The organism is Enterococcus sp. DIV1315a, assembly GCF_051712325.1.
Lineage (GTDB): Bacteria > Bacillota > Bacilli > Lactobacillales > Enterococcaceae > Enterococcus > Enterococcus faecalis.
Map to the genome: position 1 here is coordinate 2,569,032 of NZ_JBIOOS010000001.1, position 18,540 is coordinate 2,587,571.

The following is an 18,540-nucleotide window of genomic DNA, read 5'->3' on the forward strand; positions in this document are numbered from 1 at the left end:
ATGCTCCTTACGGCTTTTTAGGGTTTATTTATTGATGTTTTTCATCGCATCTTCAGCAGCCATTTGTGCTTCAATGTCTGAAATACTATAAACGTTTTCGCTAGCTACGCCAACTTCTTTTGGTTCCATGTTACGGTAACGAGCCATACCAGTACCAGCTGGGATGATTTTACCAATGATAACATTTTCTTTCAATCCAAGTAATGGATCTTTTTTGCCACGGATAGCAGCATCTGTTAACACGCGTGTTGTTTCTTGGAAGGATGCAGCAGATAAGAAGCTGTTTGTTTCCAATGACGCTTTGGTAATACCAAGTAAGACTGGACGACTAGTAGCAGGGACGCCACCAGCAACTAATGTGTCGTAGTTACGGTCTTTAAATTCTGCGATGTCCATTAATGTTCCTGGAAGGATTTCAGTGTCACCTGGATCCATTACGCGGATTTTACGTAACATTTGACGAACCATTACTTCGATATGTTTGTCGCCGATTTCTACCCCTTGCATACGGTAAACACGTTGTACTTCACGTAATAGGTAGTTTTCAACAGATAAAACATCACGAACTTGTAATAATTGTTTTGGATCGATTGAACCTTCTGTCAACGGTGCACCACGGTGGATGATGTCGCCTTCAGCAACTTTCATACGTGCAGTGTAAGGGACAGTATAGGTACGTGTATCTGTTTTTCCTTTGATGGTTACTTCTTTTTGACGTGTGGCAGGATCTTCAGAAATATCGATAACTTCACCGGTTACTTCTGTAATCACTGCTTGTCCTTTCGGATTACGTGCTTCAAAGATTTCTTGGATACGAGGTAAACCTTGAGTGATATCGTCACCGGCAACCCCACCGGTATGGAACGTACGCATGGTTAACTGTGTACCAGGTTCCCCGATAGATTGAGCGGCGATTGTACCAACTGCTTCTCCGACTTCAACGTCAGAACCAGTTGCCAAGTTACGTCCGTAACAGTGCTTACATACACCATGTTTTGTGTTACATGTAAAGACAGAACGGATGGTTACTTTTTCAATACCAGCGTCCACGATTTCTCTGGCAAGATCTTCAGTGATTAATTGATCCGCACCAATGATGATTGCACCAGTTTCTGGATGAACAACTGATTTACGTGTATAACGACCTAATAGACGTTCGTCTAATGGTTCGATAATTTCGTTACCTTCACGAATTGCTTCGATTTCAAGACCACGGTCAGTGCCACAGTCGTCTTCACGAATGATTACGTCTTGGGCAACGTCAACTAAACGACGTGTTAAGTAACCTGAATCGGCTGTCTTCAAGGCCGTATCGGTCATCCCTTTACGAGCCCCGTGAGTTGAGATAAACATTTCTAAGACAGAAAGTCCTTCACGGAAGTTTGAGATGATTGGTAATTCCATGATTCGTCCATTCGGAGCGGCCATCAAACCACGCATACCAGCTAACTGTGTAAAGTTGGAGATGTTACCACGGGCTCCAGAGTCAGACATCATGAAGATTGGGTTACGAGCTTCCATACTTTCGATCAGTTTTTGTTGGATTTCGTCTTTGGCACCGTTCCAAACGCCGATTACACGTTCATAACGTTCGTCATCAGTAATTAAACCACGACGGAATTGTTTAGTAATTGTTTCAACTTGTTTGTGGGCAGCATCAATGATTGCTTGTTTTTCATGAAGAACCATGATATCGGCAATCCCTACCGTCATCCCAGCATAAGTTGAGTGTTTGTAACCTAAGTCTTTCATGCGGTCAAGCATTTTAGAGGTTTCCGTAATGTGGAATCTCTTGAAGACTTCAGCAATGATATTTCCAAGATTTTTCTTCTTGAATGGTAAAACTAATTCTTGCTCTTTAATGTGTGCAGGAATGTCTGTACCAGCTTCTACGAAGTATTTATCTGGTGTTTGAACAGTTAAGTTATAGTCTGTTGGTTCGTTCAAGTAAGGGAACTCAACAGGCATGATTTCGTTAAAGATGATCTTACCAACTGTGGTGATTAAGATTCGTTCTTTTTGCCAATCAGTAAATGGTTTGTCACCTAAAAGTGTTGTTTGAACCCCAATCCGTGAGTGTAAATGTACGTAGCCATTTTGCCATGCTAAAACAGCTTCGTTCATGTCGCGGAAGATCATGCCTTCCCCTTCACGGCCTTCTTCTTCCATTGTTAGGTAGTAGTTACCTAAGACCATATCTTGAGATGGTGTAACAACTGGTTTACCATCTTTCGGGTTCAAGATATTTTGGGCAGCAAGCATTAACATACGAGCTTCTGCTTGTGCTTCTTCATTTAGAGGCACGTGAACCGCCATTTGGTCTCCATCGAAATCGGCATTATAGGCTTCACACACTAATGGGTGAAGACGGATCGCACGACCTTCAACAAGAACAGGTTCGAAAGCTTGGATCCCTAATCTATGCAACGTAGGTGCCCGGTTAAGTAAAACTGGGTGTTCTTGGATAACTTCTTCTAAGATATCCCAAACTTCATCTTCGCCACGTTCGATTTTACGTTTCGCATTTTTAATGTTTGTCGCAATTTCACGTTGTACTAATTCACGCATTACAAATGGTTTGAATAATTCAATCGCCATTTCTTTTGGTAAACCACATTGGTACATTTTTAAGAACGGACCAACGACGATTACGGAACGACCAGAATAGTCAACACGTTTACCTAGTAAGTTTTGACGGAAACGACCTTGTTTCCCTTTCAACATGTGAGAAAGAGATTTCAATGGACGGTTACCTGGTCCAGTAACTGGACGGCCACGACGACCATTATCGATTAAAGCATCGACCGCTTCTTGTAACATCCGTTTTTCGTTTTGAACGATGATGCTTGGCGCATTTAAGTCTAATAAACGTTTTAGACGGTTGTTACGGTTGATAACACGGCGGTATAAGTCGTTTAAGTCACTTGTTGCAAAACGACCACCTTCCAATTGAACCATCGGACGTAAATCTGGTGGAATAACTGGGATAACATCCATTACCATCCAGCTTGGTTGGTTACCAGAGGCACGGAAGGCTTCTAAGATGTCTAAACGACGGATGGCACGTGTCCGTTTTTGACCAGAAGCTGTTTTCAATTCTTCTTTTAATTGCGCAACTTCGCCATCTAAATCAACGTTATCTAATAATTGTTTCACGGCTTCGGCACCCATAGCAGCTTTGAAGGCTTGGCCATATTGTTCACGTTTTTCACGATATTCGCGTTCCGTTAACAATTGTTTTTTCTCTAATGTTGTGTCACCCGGTTCGATGACAACGTATGAAGCAAAATAAATGACTTCTTCCAATGCACGAGGGCTCATGTCTAAAACAAGACCCATCCGAGATGGAATTCCTTTAAAGTACCAGATATGTGAAACTGGTGCGGCTAATTCAATATGTCCCATACGTTCACGACGTACTTTTGAACGAGTGACTTCAACGCCACAACGGTCACAGACAATACCTTTATAACGGATACGTTTATATTTACCACAAGCACATTCCCAGTCTTTGGTTGGACCAAAAATGCGTTCACAGAATAACCCTTCACGTTCGGGTTTTAATGTACGGTAGTTAATTGTTTCGGGTTTTTTAACTTCCCCATAAGACCAACTTCTGATCTTTTCTGGTGAAGCAAGCCCTATTTGCATACTTTCGAATTTATTTACATCGATCAAAAGGAATTCCCTCCATTTCCTTATTTAGAGAAGCTGAGTCAGCAACTTGTTAGCAAATGGCAAGCATCACTTGAAAGAAGGTCTGACGACACTTGGAACAAGTAATGGCTTGCGCAGTTGCAACAAAGTCGCAGTTGAATCAACTCATCAGAGTGGTAGCGACAAATTAGTCTCTGTCTTCGGCTGTTTCAATTTCTTGAACAACGTCTTGTGCTTCTTCTTTCACGACTGATTCTGCTTCTTTTTCCAGCTGTTTCGCTGATTGTTGTTCCGCAAATTTGGTTAGTGCGTCAACGGTGATTAAATCATCATCGTCATCGTCCATATCGCGTAACTCAATCTCAGCTTCCTCAATGTCCAAGACACGCATGTCTAAACCAAGTGATTGTAATTCTTTCACTAATACTCGGAATGATTCAGGCACACCTGGTTTTGGAATTGGTTCACCTTTAACGATGGCTTCGTATGTTTTCACACGTCCGACAACGTCATCAGATTTGTAAGTTAAGATTTCTTGTAATGTGTAAGCAGCACCGTAAGCTTCCAGTGCCCAAACTTCCATTTCCCCGAAACGTTGTCCACCGAATTGAGCTTTACCACCCAACGGTTGTTGCGTAACAAGAGAGTAAGGTCCGATTGAACGAGCATGCAATTTGTCATCAACCATGTGGGCTAATTTAATCATATACATGACACCAACGGAAATACGGTTATCAAATGGTTCACCTGTACGTCCATCGTAAAGAACTGTTTTAGCATCGCTAGCCATACCAGCTTCACGAACAGTTTCCCAAACGTCTTCATCGGTTGCCCCATCGAAAACAGGTGTTGCGACATGAATACCTAATTGGCGAGCAGCCATACCTAAGTGTAATTCAAGTACTTGTCCGATATTCATACGAGAAGGTACCCCTAATGGGTTCAACATGATATCAACAGGTGTTCCGTCAGGTAAGAATGGCATATCTTCTTCCGGCATAATACGGGAAACAACCCCTTTATTTCCGTGACGTCCCGCCATTTTATCTCCTTCGTGAATTTTACGTTTTTGAACGATATAGACACGAACTAACATGTTGACACCTGGTGATAATTCATCGCCAGCTTCACGAGTAAAGATTTTCACATCATGAACGATACCGCCGCCACCGTGAGGTACACGGAGAGACGTATCACGAACTTCGCGGGCTTTTTCCCCGAAGATTGCGTGTAATAAACGTTCTTCTGCAGATAATTCTGTAACCCCTTTAGGTGTGACTTTCCCAACTAGTAAGTCGCCATCTTGAACTTCAGCACCAATGCGGATAATCCCCATTTCGTCTAAGTCTTTCAACGCGTCTTCCCCAACGTTTGGAATTTCACGGGTAATTTCTTCAGGTCCTAATTTTGTATCACGTGCTTCTGATTCATATTCTTCAATATGCACAGAAGTGTAGACATCGTCTTTAACTAAACGACGGCTCATGATAATGGCATCCTCGTAGTTGTAACCTTCCCATGTCATGAAGGCAACTAAGACGTTTTGCCCTAAAGCCATTTCGCCTTCTTCCATAGAAGGTCCATCCGCTAAAGTATCGCCTTTTTCAACTTTTTCACCTAAGTGAACAATTGGGCGTTGGTTGTAGCTTGTTCCTGAGTTAGAACGACGGAATTTCGTAACCATATATTTGTCTAATGCGCCATTGTCGCGACGAACGCGAATTTCTTTTGCATCGACGAATTCTACGACACCGTCATGTTTACATAGTAAAGCAGCACCTGAGTCATGGGCTGATTTATATTCCATACCTGTACCTACCCACGGAGAGCGTGGTTGAATTAACGGCACCGCTTGACGCTGCATGTTGGCACCCATCAAGGCACGGTTGGAGTCATCGTTTTCTAAGAAAGGAATACATGCTGTTGCGACTGCGACTACTTGTTTTGGTGAAACGTCCATGTAGTCAACTTTGTCTACGGCAACTTCTAAGTTTTCACTTTGTAGACGCGCCATAACAACATCATTGGCAAATGTGCCATCTTCATTTAAAAGTGAGTTCGCTTGCGCTACGATATAATGGTCTTCGATGTCTGCTGTTAAGTAATCTACTTGATCAGTAACACGGCCTGTCGCACGATCAACACGGCGATAAGGCGTTTCGATGAAACCAAATTTATTCACTTTCGCATAACTAGATAAACTGTTGATCAACCCGATATTTGGTCCCTCAGGCGTTTCAATTGGACACATACGACCATAGTGAGAGTAGTGAACGTCACGAACTTCATAACCGGCACGGTCACGAGTCAAACCACCAGGCCCTAAGGCTGATAGACGACGTTTATGGGTTAACTCACCTAATGGGTTTGTTTGGTCCATGAACTGTGATAACTGTGAAGAACCAAAGAATTCTTTGATACTTGCTACCACTGGACGGATGTTAATTAATTGTTGTGGTGTCAATGTTTCTGTGTCTTGAATAGACATTCTTTCACGAACCACACGTTCCATACGGGCTAAGCCAATACGGAATTGGTTTTGTAATAATTCGCCTACTGAACGGATACGACGATTACCTAAGTGGTCGATATCATCGACATTACCGATATCTTCCATTAAGTTGAAGAAGTAGCTCATTGAAGCAACGATATCTGCTGGACGAACTGTTTTTACGCTGTCGTCTGGATAGCCGTTACCAATCACATTTACGATACGTTCAGGATCTTTTGGTGAAAGAACTTGAATCACTTGGATCGTCATTGGTTCAGTTACTACCGCATCTTCACTTGGATAGTAAGTTACGCTGTTTAAGCCGTTGTCAATGTATTCGCCTAATGTTTCCATGATTTGGTGTGTTAAAACCGTGCCTTTTTCGACAATGATTTCACCAGTTTCTGGATCAACTAGCGTTTCAGCTAAGGTTAAGTTTAATAGACGTGTTTTTAAGTCTAATTTTTTGTTAACTTTGTAGCGACCAACGTTTGCCAAATCATAACGTTTTGGATCAAAGAAACGTGCAGTTAACAAGCTACGTGAGCTATCTGCTGTTTTTGGTTCGCCTGGGCGAAGACGTTCATAAATGTCTTTCAAGCCTTCTTCTGTACGAGAATCACTTGCATTTTTGTGTAAATCTTTTTCAATTGTGTTGCGTAAGCTTTCGCTGTCGCCGAAAATTTCGAAGATGGTATCATCTGAACCGAAACCTAAAGCACGAACTAACACAGTTAAAGGAATTTTACGTGTGCGGTCAATCCGAACATAAGAAATGTCTTTCGCATCTGTTTCCATTTCTAACCATGCACCACGGTTAGGAATGACTGTTGAGCCAAAACCTTCTTTGCCGTTTTTGTCCACTTTTCCATGGAAGTAAACACCTGGAGAACGAACTAATTGGGAAACGATAACACGTTCTGCCCCGTTGATGATGAAGGTACCCATTTCTGTCATTAATGGGAAATCGCCGAAGAAGACTTCTTGGGATTTAATTTCACCTGTTTCACGGTTGGTTAAACGTAATGTTACATGTAATGGCGCAGAATAGTTGGCATCATGTGCGCGGGCTTCTTCTACTGTGTACTTTGGTTCTTTTAATTCATAGTCAACAAATTCTAAGGATAAGTTTCCTTGGAAATCATCAATTGGTAAAATGTCTTCAAACATTTCACGAAGTCCCTCATCTAAAAACCATTGATAAGAGTCTGTTTGGATTTCAATTAAATTTGGTAATTCCAATACTTCACTGATACGTGCGAAACTTCTACGTTCGCGATGCTTTCCGTATTTTACTACGTGTCCAGCCAAGCTCTTCACCCCTCTAGTTATAAGTCTATCAAAACACCGATCCGAAAAATTACATTTACGTTACATATATTAAATATATGTAACAAAAAGCATTTTTTGCAGTTTTTAAGCAAAAAAAAACCAAAAATAGAACATGCTTCCGAAAAATTTTCTGGCGTTTCTACTTTTGTTTTCCTATAAAAAACCGGAACGGACAATATTTCGCTCCTGCTTCGTCACTTTCAGATAGTTTTTGCTCTATAGATTCTACTACCTTTGTCTAGAAAAGTCAAGGGTTTCTTTAAGGTTTTCTTTTTCATAAAAAGGAGTTTTTTTGTAAAGGGTTTTAATGAAAAAATGCGTAATAAATAATTACGCATTTTTTCAACAACTAGAAAATATATTCAATTATTTGGTCAATTTTCGCCATATCTTTTAATGGCAAATGCTCAATTTGACTTAATTTTCTTTCAGTGAAGTCCAAAGATTTCAGTTGTGAGATCACTACTTGCCCATGGGTTTCTATGTCATCGGGCAACGTATATCGAGTGGGAATATTTTTAATGGTGGAAGTAATCGGGCAAATCACAGCAAACATGGTTTTCCGATTAAATTCATATCTTGACACGACTAAACCAGGGCGTCTCTTCTGAATTTCTTTACCTGCAGCAGGATCAAAATCAATCCATACAATATCTCCTTTTTTAGGAATGTACTTCTTTTCAACGTTCATTAAAAAAGTTCTCTCCCCTCAGGTGCAAGATCATGCCACTCATCTTTTTCATAATACTCACCTTCTGGACCTTCACTAAATGGATCCTGAATTTTAGGGACTAATGTAATTGTACCGTCGTCAGAATACATCACAATATATTCTTGGTCGACTTTTGGTTTTTTACCATTATCAGTGGGTAAAGTTAAAACGACCGAGCTTCCTTGTCTTCTTGATTTAGTTGTTAGCATGAAATCACTCCCTTCGCTTCATTATACTATGCCTTTGCAATGATGGAAAGAATTTTAAATCACACTTAATGTGACTGAGTTTACTATATAATGCGTGTGGGACAAAAATCACTTTGGATTTTTGCTCCACGCTCAAAAACTGATAAACGGCGGGAACAGAAGCAACACTACGCGTTGCTCCGATCTCAACAACTTCTAAGGTGTTTTCTCGACATGCGTCTCGTCACAGTACAGCCTTCAAAAGAGCTACAGCTCTAAGAGTTGCGATGTTTCACTGTGAAGCATGAACAGATGAAATCATCGTACCTACTTGGTTCTCGGAGTTAAACGCTTCTGGCCCGACCTCCTTTTCCCCTATCTTCTATTCACACAAAAAAACGAATGCAAAGATGCATTCGTTTTTGACTAACCGCCACCTAATAAAAAGTCTAGGACATTCATGCCGCCGCTTGTTTGGCTGCGGTAAAGTTCGGTGTAGCCGCATTGGGTACAGCTAATTGTAATAAATTTTTTATTTTGAACATCAAAAATTTTCGCAAAGTTCCCACCTGTTGCTTGAAATTGGTCCGACACATAGTGCATGTTGCCACATTTCTCACAAACATATTGTTGCTTTTCCATTCCCCTCACTCCTTCTCAATAAAACAAGTATAGCAAACGCCTGCTTCATTTTCCTCCATCCTAAGATGGATTTTTTCACTAGTTGACCAAGCCTTTTCCTTTCCGCTACAATAAGCATAACGAATCGGAGGAAAAAATATGTCGACAAAAAGCCAAGTCCTAACTTTATTGATGAAACAAACGCCCGCATTCCTTTCTGGCGAAGAGATGGCACAACGTCTGTCCTTATCTCGCACAGCTATTTGGAAAGCGATTAATGAATTGAAAAAAGATGGCTATCAAATTACTAGCGTGCAAAATAAGGGGTATCGCCTTGAAAAATCAGATGTCCTTTCTGCAGAAGGCATTCAGTTGGCGTTATGGTCACAAACACCGCCTTTAACAATTACCGTCCTAGAAACATCTGAATCTACCATGACCGATGCTAAGCGGGCGATTTTAGACCAGACGCCCGACAATACTTTGATTGTTGCTGACATGCAAGAAATGCCGCGGGGCAGGTTCGGCCGGCCGTTTTTCGCTACGCCAGGTAAAGGGATTTACATGAGCATGGTGCTTCAACCGAACCAAAATTTTGAAGAAATCGCTCAATATACTGTGATTATGGCCGTAGCGGTCGCTCGAGCAATGGATGCTCTGGCAGGCGTTCACACAGAAATTAAATGGGTCAACGACCTTTATTTAAACGGCAAAAAAGTTTGCGGGATTTTGTCGGAAGCCATGAGCAATGTGGAAACAGGGCAGATTTCTAATGTTATCATCGGCATGGGGATTAATTTTTCAATTACAGAAACCGAATTTCCTGAGGACATTCGGCAGAAAGTGACTTCTCTTTTCCCAGAGGGTGAACCAACGGCGACGCGAAATGAATTAGTCGCCAACATTTGGAATCATTTTTATCAAATTTTAGACAAACGTTCAACGAAAGACTTTTTAGAAGAATACCGTCAACGCTCCTTTGTGATTGGCAAAGACGTCGCTTTTACCCAAAACGGGCAAGACTTCCGCGGCGTTGCGACAACCATTAATGGAAATGGCGAATTGATTGTCCAGTTGCCTGATGGCACGGCCAAAACGTTGTCTTCTGGGGAAATTAGTTTGGACCAGATTGGTGAATGGCGTCGAGGTTAAGTGGGGAAATTTAGAAAAAAGCAAGTGGGACATCAGTCGTTTTGACTGATGTCCCACTTGCTTCTTCTGAAGATAATCAGCTGAACAAAAGCAGCCCCTTCGGAAATAAGCCGAAATTGACTTTCTCACACAAGTGTTCGGCATATCTTAATCCTTCCAAGTGTTGAGAATCACGAAGAACGTAGTGATTCGATGATGAACAGAACCTACTTGGTTCTTGGCGCTAAGCACTTTTGTCTCAGCCACATTATCTTGATACCTGATTATTGAACATTAACATCTATCGCTTGATAAAATGAATTAATCGTGTCATTGATATCCCAAACGGCATAAATAACATGGTATCCTTTCCTATCAGCGGGAATATTTATTCTGTGTGTTTCTGTATCATTGACCATAAATCCTTGACCAGGAGGTAAATCTTGACCGATTGGTTGCCCTACTATGCCAATCAGTTCCATTTCGTCCATCGTTAATGGTGCATTAGGATTCCATCCAGGTTTCGTCATATAGTATCTAAAACGATTGGTCTTATGTTTTGCCGTCATCACCCATTTAAAATTATTCTCTCCTGTTGTTATATTACTTTTTACCCAACGAGTGGCTGTTTGTTCATCTAGTTTGGAATAGCTTGCTAAGCCAGCTGAAGGCAACCTTCCATTTAATTGACCCGTGTCTAATAATTTAGTTGGCGCTTCAATTCCTTGGGGTGTCGTGATAATTTCTGGCTGTGAGCTGTCTTGACCAGGTCCCCATCCAAATCCGTTTGCTTCCGCATTTTTGACTCGACTGACTGGGCTATCAACATAGCCGTGTGCATAACTCTGCTGTGCATCTCCTAAAGCAAAAACACTGATCATCGTTGCGCCTACTGCAATTATAAATAACATCATTTTTTTCATGTATATCGCTCCCTTATAAGCAAAACCCTTCAAAAAACATGTAATCTTAATCAACTGAAACATAAAATCTCCACAACATCATTTTTACTTTTTCGATAGCGACCATCAACTTTGTGCACAATTATTGTCGACATATTTATTTTAAATGAACTAGCAATTCAATAGCAACTGTCCGCCTTTTTTACTGAAAAAAACTTATAGCACTCTTATAAAAAATGTTTGTTTTTTAATTTATCATTATTGAACACCAACTATTTATAGCGGTTAACCGAGAACAGCCTTGTACACTTTTTTAAGAATGCTCAAGTACTGTTTTTTTAACTGCTTCACTTCCCCACACCTTTAAATTTATTTAAAAAACAATAAATTTTCTTAAACTTCATTGTGAGAACCGCTGCATAAATTCTATACTTCTAGCGTTAGATAAAATAACCTTGTTAGGTGAGGCTCCTATCCAAACATAGGCTATTGCGCAGAAATGTCGAAAGACACCAATGTGTAAAACAGGAATGGTCGAATTAAGGCTCTTCTAAAAATAGCTAAGAGAAATCTTTACGTTGGATAGTGCTAAAGCTCAGACGATGAGAACCGATTGGCTTGCTGTGCCCTGTTTAGTCGCAAGCGCTTATTTACAATCGATGCTGGCTTAGTCTACTCTTTCAAGGGAAAAAGAAAGGGATTCTCATGCAAACATCGAATAAAAAATTTCCACTTTATGCCCTAACAACGCTTGGTTTTACTTTCCTCACTTTGTTAGTGGCGGCTAGTCCAAATTGGTTTCAACAAATGGACGAAGCTATCTATCACATCAAATGGCAATTAAATGCCCCACTTTTAACAGCGGTCAATCTGTTAGCAAAAACAGCCACGATTGGACCAATGCTGCTATTCTTCTTATTATTGATGGTATACCTTTTACGCAAAAAAGAAAAAATCCTAGCCTTTTGGGCTGTCAGTAACCTATTAGCTGTCGGCTTTTTAGGGAGCGTTTTTAAACATGTGGTGGGTCGGGCTCGACCAAACCTAGGCGCTTTAGCTGATCGAAGCTCTGCTAGCTTTCCCAGCGGACATTCATTGTTAGCAATGGCGCTGGTCTGTACGATTTTGATCATTTTGGCCTATCTTCATGTCGAAAAAACCAAAGGCATCAAAATTTTCTTACTCACTTATTTAGTTTTGATTGTGTTAGGTCGCTTAATCTTACGCGTTCATTATCCTAGTGATGTCATCGCTGGGATGCTCCTAAGTTATAGCTGGATCAACTTTTCATTTCAAATTGTTCAACGTTATTTGCCGACACCTGAACCAGAGGAAGCAGAAGTACCGACACAACGCCGGCGCCGCCATTCTCGTAAAAGAAAAAGTTTATTCGTGGTCTTCAGTTTAACCCTTTTATTTTTAGGCACACTTTCTGTTTCGGCTTACGGCGTCAGCATGTATCGCAATTTGCAAAAAACGGCGAATACCATGTATAAACCAAGAAAATCTTCCACGAAGAGTCCCGATTTAGCCAAAGGGGAACCGGTTAGTTTCTTAATTATGGGAATTGCGAATGACTCAAAACGCAAAACCGATTACCGCTCCAACGCCCTAATGGTGGTCACAGTGAATAATCAATTACAAAAAACTACCATCACTAGCATCCCACGTGACTACTATGTGGAAATGGCTGGCACCAATGGCGAATACAATAAAATCAATGCGGCCCACGTTTTCGGTGGTGCCGATATGCAAATTAAAACGGTTGAAAATGTCTTGCACATCCCAATCAATCATTACTTTTCAATTGATATGGATGCTATGAAGGACCTTGGCGATGCAGTGGGCGGCGTCACTGTTGACAATGCCTTTGCTTTTGACGCTGAAGGGATTCATTATCCGAAAGGCAAACAGCATTTAGGTGGCTGGGAAGCTTTACAATACGCGCGCATGCGTTACGAAGACCCCGAAGGCGACTATGGTCGTCAACGCCGCCAACGAGAAGTTTTAATCGAATTAACCAACAAGCTACTTTCTTTTAACAGCTTGCTAAAATATCAAGAAATTCTGGACGTAATCGGCGAACATGGTGAAACCGACTTGTCCTTTGACCAAATGATGGCAATGCTAAAAAAATACACCCCCGCACTAAAAACGATTGAAACCGATCAATTAAAAGGCTACGATTACACTGGCGATGGCGTGACAGGTATTGAAGGTATTTCTTATCAACTTGTGGAAGAGAGTGAACGTCAACGTGTCGAAAATGCCATCAAAGAACAAATGAACCTCTCTACGAAAGACACTGAACAATCACAATAACGACTAAAAAACAGCGCCCCTTAATGAAAGGGGCGCTGCTTAACTTTGGCTAGTTAGACGGTCATTTCAAAATGTAAAAATTTTGTCACCGTTAGTAACGGCTCTACATCAGAGAGGTATGTTACAGCATATCTCTCTTTTCATTGCTATTATAGCACAATTACCTAAAAAATATATTGGAAACTAATTATTTTTTGTTTTACATAGTATACTCTAAGCGTAGAGAAGTTATGGCGGCGGCAAGCGCACAGGAACATGCGCTTTGCAACAAGAATCGCAACGTTAATCTTCGGAATCCTAAAAGCTGTTAAAGAAGACAAGAAAAAATAACCGTCTACTTTGACCAAGTACGGTTATTTTTAAATAATCCAAAAGGTCACCGTCTTAAACCGCTCTACACTAGAGAGGTATGTTGGCGCATACCTCTCTTTTCATTATTATTATAGCACACTTTCCTAAAAAAATATATTGTAAACTAATTATTTTTTAGTTTCGCATGGTATAATCTAAGAGTAGAGAAGTTAACACGGTGGCTATCCAATCTGAAAGAGAGGTGATGCGTATGCACGTATTTCCGAAATTTAGAGAAAGGAGAGGCCTGTTGTCAGCATACGAAACAATTCAGACGATCCTAGGGTTTGGTATGTTTACCATTGCTTTGATTGCGCTGATTGTGAAATTGCTTAAAAATGACAATAAAAAATAACCGTCTACTTTGACCAAGCACGGTTATTTTTAAATAATAAAATTGGTCACCGTCTTAAACGGCTCTACATCAGAGAGATATGTTGGAAGCATATCTCTCTTTTCTTTATCATTATAGCACAACAACCCTAAAAAGACCATCAATAAAAAATGCCTGAGCCTCCTATTTCAAGGCTCGGGCATTTTTATTTTAGGGACCAGTCACCAAATTCCAAGTGACCGCAGCATTGTACTGTTGTCCTTTGGTTCCTTGATTGGCTGGCACTTCTAATTTAATGTTCTCAAACGTAAAATCCAGTTGGTAGACGTCACTACCTGTGAACTGTTGGTTTGCGACAACACTGGTTGCCACATTATTCGCCGTTAAGCTCAAAGAACTAGTCTTACCAACTGCTTTGATTTGTTCGGTTGCTTCGTTATAATTTGTAAAACTTGAAACATTCGCTGGACCTAACAATAAACGAGTCGCTGTTGGCAGACTATCTGTGGTTGCTTTCGGTTGAGATAGTTGCGCTGTCATCTGCCAATTCGGTTGATTTTTCTTAATTCGTAAGTAAGGATTGCGTGTACCATTTTCGTAGTAATCGGCCGCTTTTTTCAAGCCTGATTGTTGCGTTTTACTAGCAATATTCATTTTTCCAAAATCAAAGGTTGGCACGCTGATAAAGCCTTCTGCTGTTGGTGTAATTGTTCCTTGGGTTGTATCTGTCAGACGTACCGCATCCGCGGCGCTCACTGTCGCAAAATTTCCTGTAACATCAAGGGTTGCCGTCAAGCGTTGGTCTGATGTTCCTGAAATTTTGGTGCCAACAAGCGTCACGTTGGCTGTTTGTCCAGCGGGAATTTCGAGACCTGTTAAGCTGATTCCTTGAGCCCAAGTTGTCGCCGTTACTGGATAAATTTTTGGTGCTTGTCCGTCCAATTGGACAGAAAGTGACGTCGGCGTACCAATTCCTGCAGGCCAAGTAGTCGCTGGCTTCACTGTCAGCGTTTTAAGTGGTGCCAGGCTGGTATTTTTCAGTGTTGCCACCCAATCTACACTATCGCCATTATTCACGACACGGTTGGTGCTGGTCAAAGTTAAAGCAGCAGTCGGCGTTTCTTCTTCATAGACCGCCGTCATATCGTCATTATCATCAAAATCCACCTGATAAGTTGGCGTAGCCGTTGTCTTTAAGGTCGTTGGCTTGGCGGTTCCTTTATACCAACCAACAAACTTATAGGTTTTTGCCCCAGCCGCATAAACGCTTGGTAAAGCTTTTGAAGCAGTATAAGTAAAAGGATCACTGGTGACTGTGACTTGATTCCCTTGCGTAAATCCTTGAGGTGGCGTGATTTTTGCGCCAGATTTATCTACAAAGTTTTCAGTCACTCGGCGATTGGTCGCATAGTAATAGATTGGCTTATTAGGATACATTTCTACGCCTGTTGGTGCCACGCTACTTCGAATTAACGTAGCTTTGTACAAACTAGAGAAACTTTGTGTAGGCTCTTCTTTCCAATGAAACTCAATTATTTTGTATTGATTGGCTTTGACTTTCGAAGCAGAAAAGTAAGGTGGTTGTGCCCCCGCATCATACGGATTACCACTAAACATATTCTCAACACGCCCTGCAACTGGATAATCTAGTCCTTGGTAGTTGGCAGGTTTGGTAAAAGAAATTTCTTGGTATTGTCTTGGAATCGTAATCAATGAATTTTTTGTTCCATAGAAATTCATCTTGGGAGTCAATACATATTCTTTTTGCGGGATCGTCAAAGTTTTAACGTTACCTGTACTGTCGACAGCTGAAACATTACTTAAAAGCGTACTCAGCCCATCGATTGTTTCAACAATATCAGTAGTCACCTGAAACCCTGTCGGCTGAAGCAATTGCCCATCTTCCCCAACAAAACCAAATGTCACCGTATTTCCGCCGTATTTAATTTCTTCGTAAACAACGGTTAAATCATCGTTATCGTCAAACGTTGTATCATACTCAGGCGTTCGACTCGTTTCTAACACCTTAGGCTTGGTTTTACCTTTATACCAGCCTTTAAATCGGTAAGCTTTATTGTTTAAAAAATAACTAAACGGCAATTCCTTTGCCAATTTAAAATGATAAGTATCACTGTCAATCACCGTTTGATTCCCTTGCGTGAAGCCTGTAGGCATCGGTACCTCAGCACCTGCTTCATCAACATAGTGTTCAGTGACGCGGCGGTTTTCTAAGAAATAGTACATCGTGTTATCGGTCGTGAAATAAGCTGGATAAATCTCGGTCGTCGCCATGTTTAAAGTTGCACTAAATCCCGTGTTGGTAACGTCAGGTTGCCAACTACTTCTGTACATACGATAGCTATGAGGCGTCGGTAAATTATATAAACTATAGCGAGTGCCATCCGTTGTTATCCGTTCATCTGCCTGACCACTAATATGCCTTAACAGCGTTGTCGCCAAAGGATAGGCGGTCGTTGAGCCAGTGTAGAATGAACCAGGTGTGACTGTTGGAATTTTATAGCGCTTGGGAATAGTCAACCGAAAATCGGTTACCCCAGAAGAAGCAACTTTAATTTTAGGTACATAGGTTAGTGTTTGGCTAGGAACGGTTAACTGTTTTAAATTGCCTACATTAGCGCCTGTAATAGCCCCCACCTTCTGGACCACCTTATCCTCGACAGTTGTTAAGTTCGCCTGAATGTCTACATTCGTTGGCGCAACAAGCGCCCCTTTTTCATCAACAAAGCCAAACTTATAGGTAACTTCTGGAATAGTAGTGGTCATTTCATCGACTTCATCATAAAAAACATATAAATTGTCGGCATTATCATAAGTGACATCGAACTCTGGCGTCAATGAGGTTTCTAACTTAACGGCTTTCGGGTCCGCTGGTCTTGCTGACCCTTTGTACCAGCCTTTAAACTGGAAATGACGATTCCCAGAAGAGTAACTTGCTGGAAACGCCTTTGGTGCTTTATAGTGAAAATTGTCTGAATCAACCACTGTTTTTGAAAGACTGGCATTATACCCTGGAGGATACGCTGGTAAGCCATTCGGGGTCATGTCATTATAATAAATGTTAACCCGTTTGTTAGGCACATAATAGTAAATGTGATCATCCGTAGTCAGATAAGCTGGTGTGCCGCCTGCAGTAGCCATGTTAAAGCCACGCGCAAACATATTTCCCGCTGGATCATTGTCCCAACTAGCACGAGAAAAGACAAACTGGTTAGGGATACCTGATACAAACATATTCAGCCTCGCGCCTGTGGTTTCCTCATTCGATACTTCTCCTGTAACATTCACCTGTTTCGTCACTGCCATTGGATAGATTTGTCCAGTGTAATTCGCACTGGGCGTGATTTTCGGAACATTATAGAACCGCGGCAAAGTAATCTTTTCATTTTGGATGCCGGAAAAATCATAACTCTTTATGGCTGTATCCCCAGACAAAGCTACTTTCGGCACCGTCAATTGCTTCGTGGTTCCCACATTATTAGTGGCCACGGCCCCGACTTTCGTCAAAGCGCCTTGCATAGTAAACTTCATAATATCCCCAGTAATCGAAACTTTCGCTGGATCAATAAAACGACCACTTTCATCTAAAAACGACATTTTGTACGTCTTCTCTGGAATATCGAATGTCTGCACTGCTCGCTGCGCACGCAGTGATTCTGGTGTATTAACTATTATTGGACTCGTCACTGACGCTTCAACTTGCCCGACTACTTGTTCAGTCTGTTCTGGTAGCTCTTCATCAGCTGGCGGTACGCCTACTTCCGTATCTGCCTCTGGAAAAGAAACGGGCGCCCGTCCTTGAACCCCCTCTGACGGGACTACTGTTTGGCGGTCCTCCCCTTGAACATCTGGGGCCGCCATGGTTTCAGCAATTGCTGGGATGCCATTTAATGAACTGATTAGTAAAGAACCACACAAAGCGATTGCAAATAAACGGTTTCTTTTTTGATTCATGCCATTCTCCTTTTTTATGTAACTTTTTATTGTTATTTTTATTGTCCTATGTATGATTTTTTGTATGATTTTCATTTTATCAAAAAAAGTCCCCGCTGAAATTTCAAATTTTGATACGACAACTTGATATTTTCAATGATTCCTTTCATACCAAGGAGGAGCGGCTGTATTTTGGTAAAAAACAGCCTGGAAATCAGTGGAATTCACCATTTTCTCTCTAATTTCTGCTGATTTTTCTTGATATTTATTGAAAAAAACTCAAAATGTTAGTAATCAGAACTAACATTTTGAGCTTTTCTTCTCTATTCTTAACAATTAGGGAACAGGAAAATCTTTTAAAGCTTAAAAATGACAAGAAAAAATAACCGTCTACTTTGACCGAGTACGGTTATTTTTAAATAATTAACATGGTCACCGTCTTAAACGGCTCTACACCAGAGAGGTATGTTAGCGCATATCTCTCTTTTCATTGCTATTATAGCACAATTACCTAAAAAAATATATTGTAAACTAATTATTTTTCAGTC

10 protein-coding genes and 1 riboswitch are annotated in these 18,540 nt (G+C 41.0%); of the genes, 3 read left to right on the forward strand and 7 right to left on the reverse strand.

Annotated elements, in window-relative coordinates; translation table 11 throughout:
• Positions 1-24: 24 nt before the first annotated feature.
• The 5 genes from rpoC to IGJ03_RS12215 form a co-directional block, all read right to left on the reverse strand.
• On the reverse strand, positions 25-3,678 hold the full coding sequence (gene rpoC / locus IGJ03_RS12195) for a DNA-directed RNA polymerase subunit beta' (RefSeq protein ID WP_002354777.1): 3,654 nt from the start codon (positions 3,676-3,678) through the stop codon (positions 25-27).
• A 166-nt stretch (positions 3,679-3,844) separates the two neighbouring features.
• Positions 3,845-7,459 carry a DNA-directed RNA polymerase subunit beta gene (gene rpoB / locus IGJ03_RS12200; protein WP_002389470.1) on the reverse strand — a complete coding sequence of 1,205 codons (3,615 nt, stop codon included), beginning with the start codon at positions 7,457-7,459 and terminating at the stop codon, positions 3,845-3,847.
• A 370-nt stretch (positions 7,460-7,829) separates the two neighbouring features.
• Entirely contained in the window at positions 7,830-8,171 is a 342-nt protein-coding gene (locus IGJ03_RS12205; RefSeq protein WP_002360937.1) for a type II toxin-antitoxin system PemK/MazF family toxin, read from the reverse strand.
• Positions 8,171-8,401: a type II toxin-antitoxin system PemI/MazE family antitoxin gene (gene mazE, locus IGJ03_RS12210; protein WP_002354773.1), complete on the reverse strand. Its 231-nt coding sequence runs from the start codon at positions 8,399-8,401 to the stop codon at positions 8,171-8,173. The genes IGJ03_RS12205 and mazE overlap by 1 nt, the downstream gene beginning before the upstream one ends.
• Before the next feature lie 405 nt (positions 8,402-8,806).
• Positions 8,807-9,022, reverse strand: a complete 216-nt coding sequence (locus tag IGJ03_RS12215) for a zinc ribbon domain-containing protein (RefSeq protein WP_002354768.1) — start codon at positions 9,020-9,022, stop codon at positions 8,807-8,809.
• 138 nt (positions 9,023-9,160) lie between these two features.
• On the opposite strand from IGJ03_RS12215, the gene IGJ03_RS12220 reads away from it, so the two are divergent.
• Positions 9,161-10,153 carry a biotin--[acetyl-CoA-carboxylase] ligase gene (locus tag IGJ03_RS12220; RefSeq protein ID WP_010778026.1) on the forward strand — a complete coding sequence of 331 codons (993 nt, stop codon included), beginning with the start codon at positions 9,161-9,163 and terminating at the stop codon, positions 10,151-10,153.
• A 263-nt stretch (positions 10,154-10,416) separates the two neighbouring features.
• Here the strand turns inward: IGJ03_RS12220 and IGJ03_RS12225 are convergent, their stop codons facing one another.
• Entirely contained in the window at positions 10,417-11,055 is a 639-nt protein-coding gene (locus IGJ03_RS12225) for a lytic polysaccharide monooxygenase (RefSeq protein ID WP_002375448.1), read from the reverse strand.
• Between the two features lie 426 nt (positions 11,056-11,481).
• A riboswitch (M-box (ykoK) riboswitch) is annotated at positions 11,482-11,648 on the forward strand.
• Positions 11,649-11,739: 91 nt separating this feature from the next.
• Here IGJ03_RS12225 and IGJ03_RS12230 point away from each other — a divergent pair.
• Together IGJ03_RS12230 and pepG1 are read left to right on the forward strand one after the other, a co-directional pair.
• On the forward strand, positions 11,740-13,356 hold the full coding sequence (locus IGJ03_RS12230) for a phosphatase PAP2/LCP family protein (protein WP_010824297.1): 1,617 nt from the start codon (positions 11,740-11,742) through the stop codon (positions 13,354-13,356).
• 562 nt (positions 13,357-13,918) lie between these two features.
• On the forward strand, positions 13,919-14,062 hold the full coding sequence (pepG1, locus tag IGJ03_RS12235) for a type I toxin-antitoxin system toxin PepG1 (protein ID WP_277813275.1): 144 nt from the start codon (positions 13,919-13,921) through the stop codon (positions 14,060-14,062).
• A 189-nt stretch (positions 14,063-14,251) separates the two neighbouring features.
• Here the strand turns inward: pepG1 and IGJ03_RS12240 are convergent, their stop codons facing one another.
• Entirely contained in the window at positions 14,252-18,013 is a 3,762-nt protein-coding gene (locus IGJ03_RS12240) for a WxL domain-containing protein (protein ID WP_429861525.1), read from the reverse strand.
• Positions 18,014-18,540: the final 527 nt, after the last annotated feature.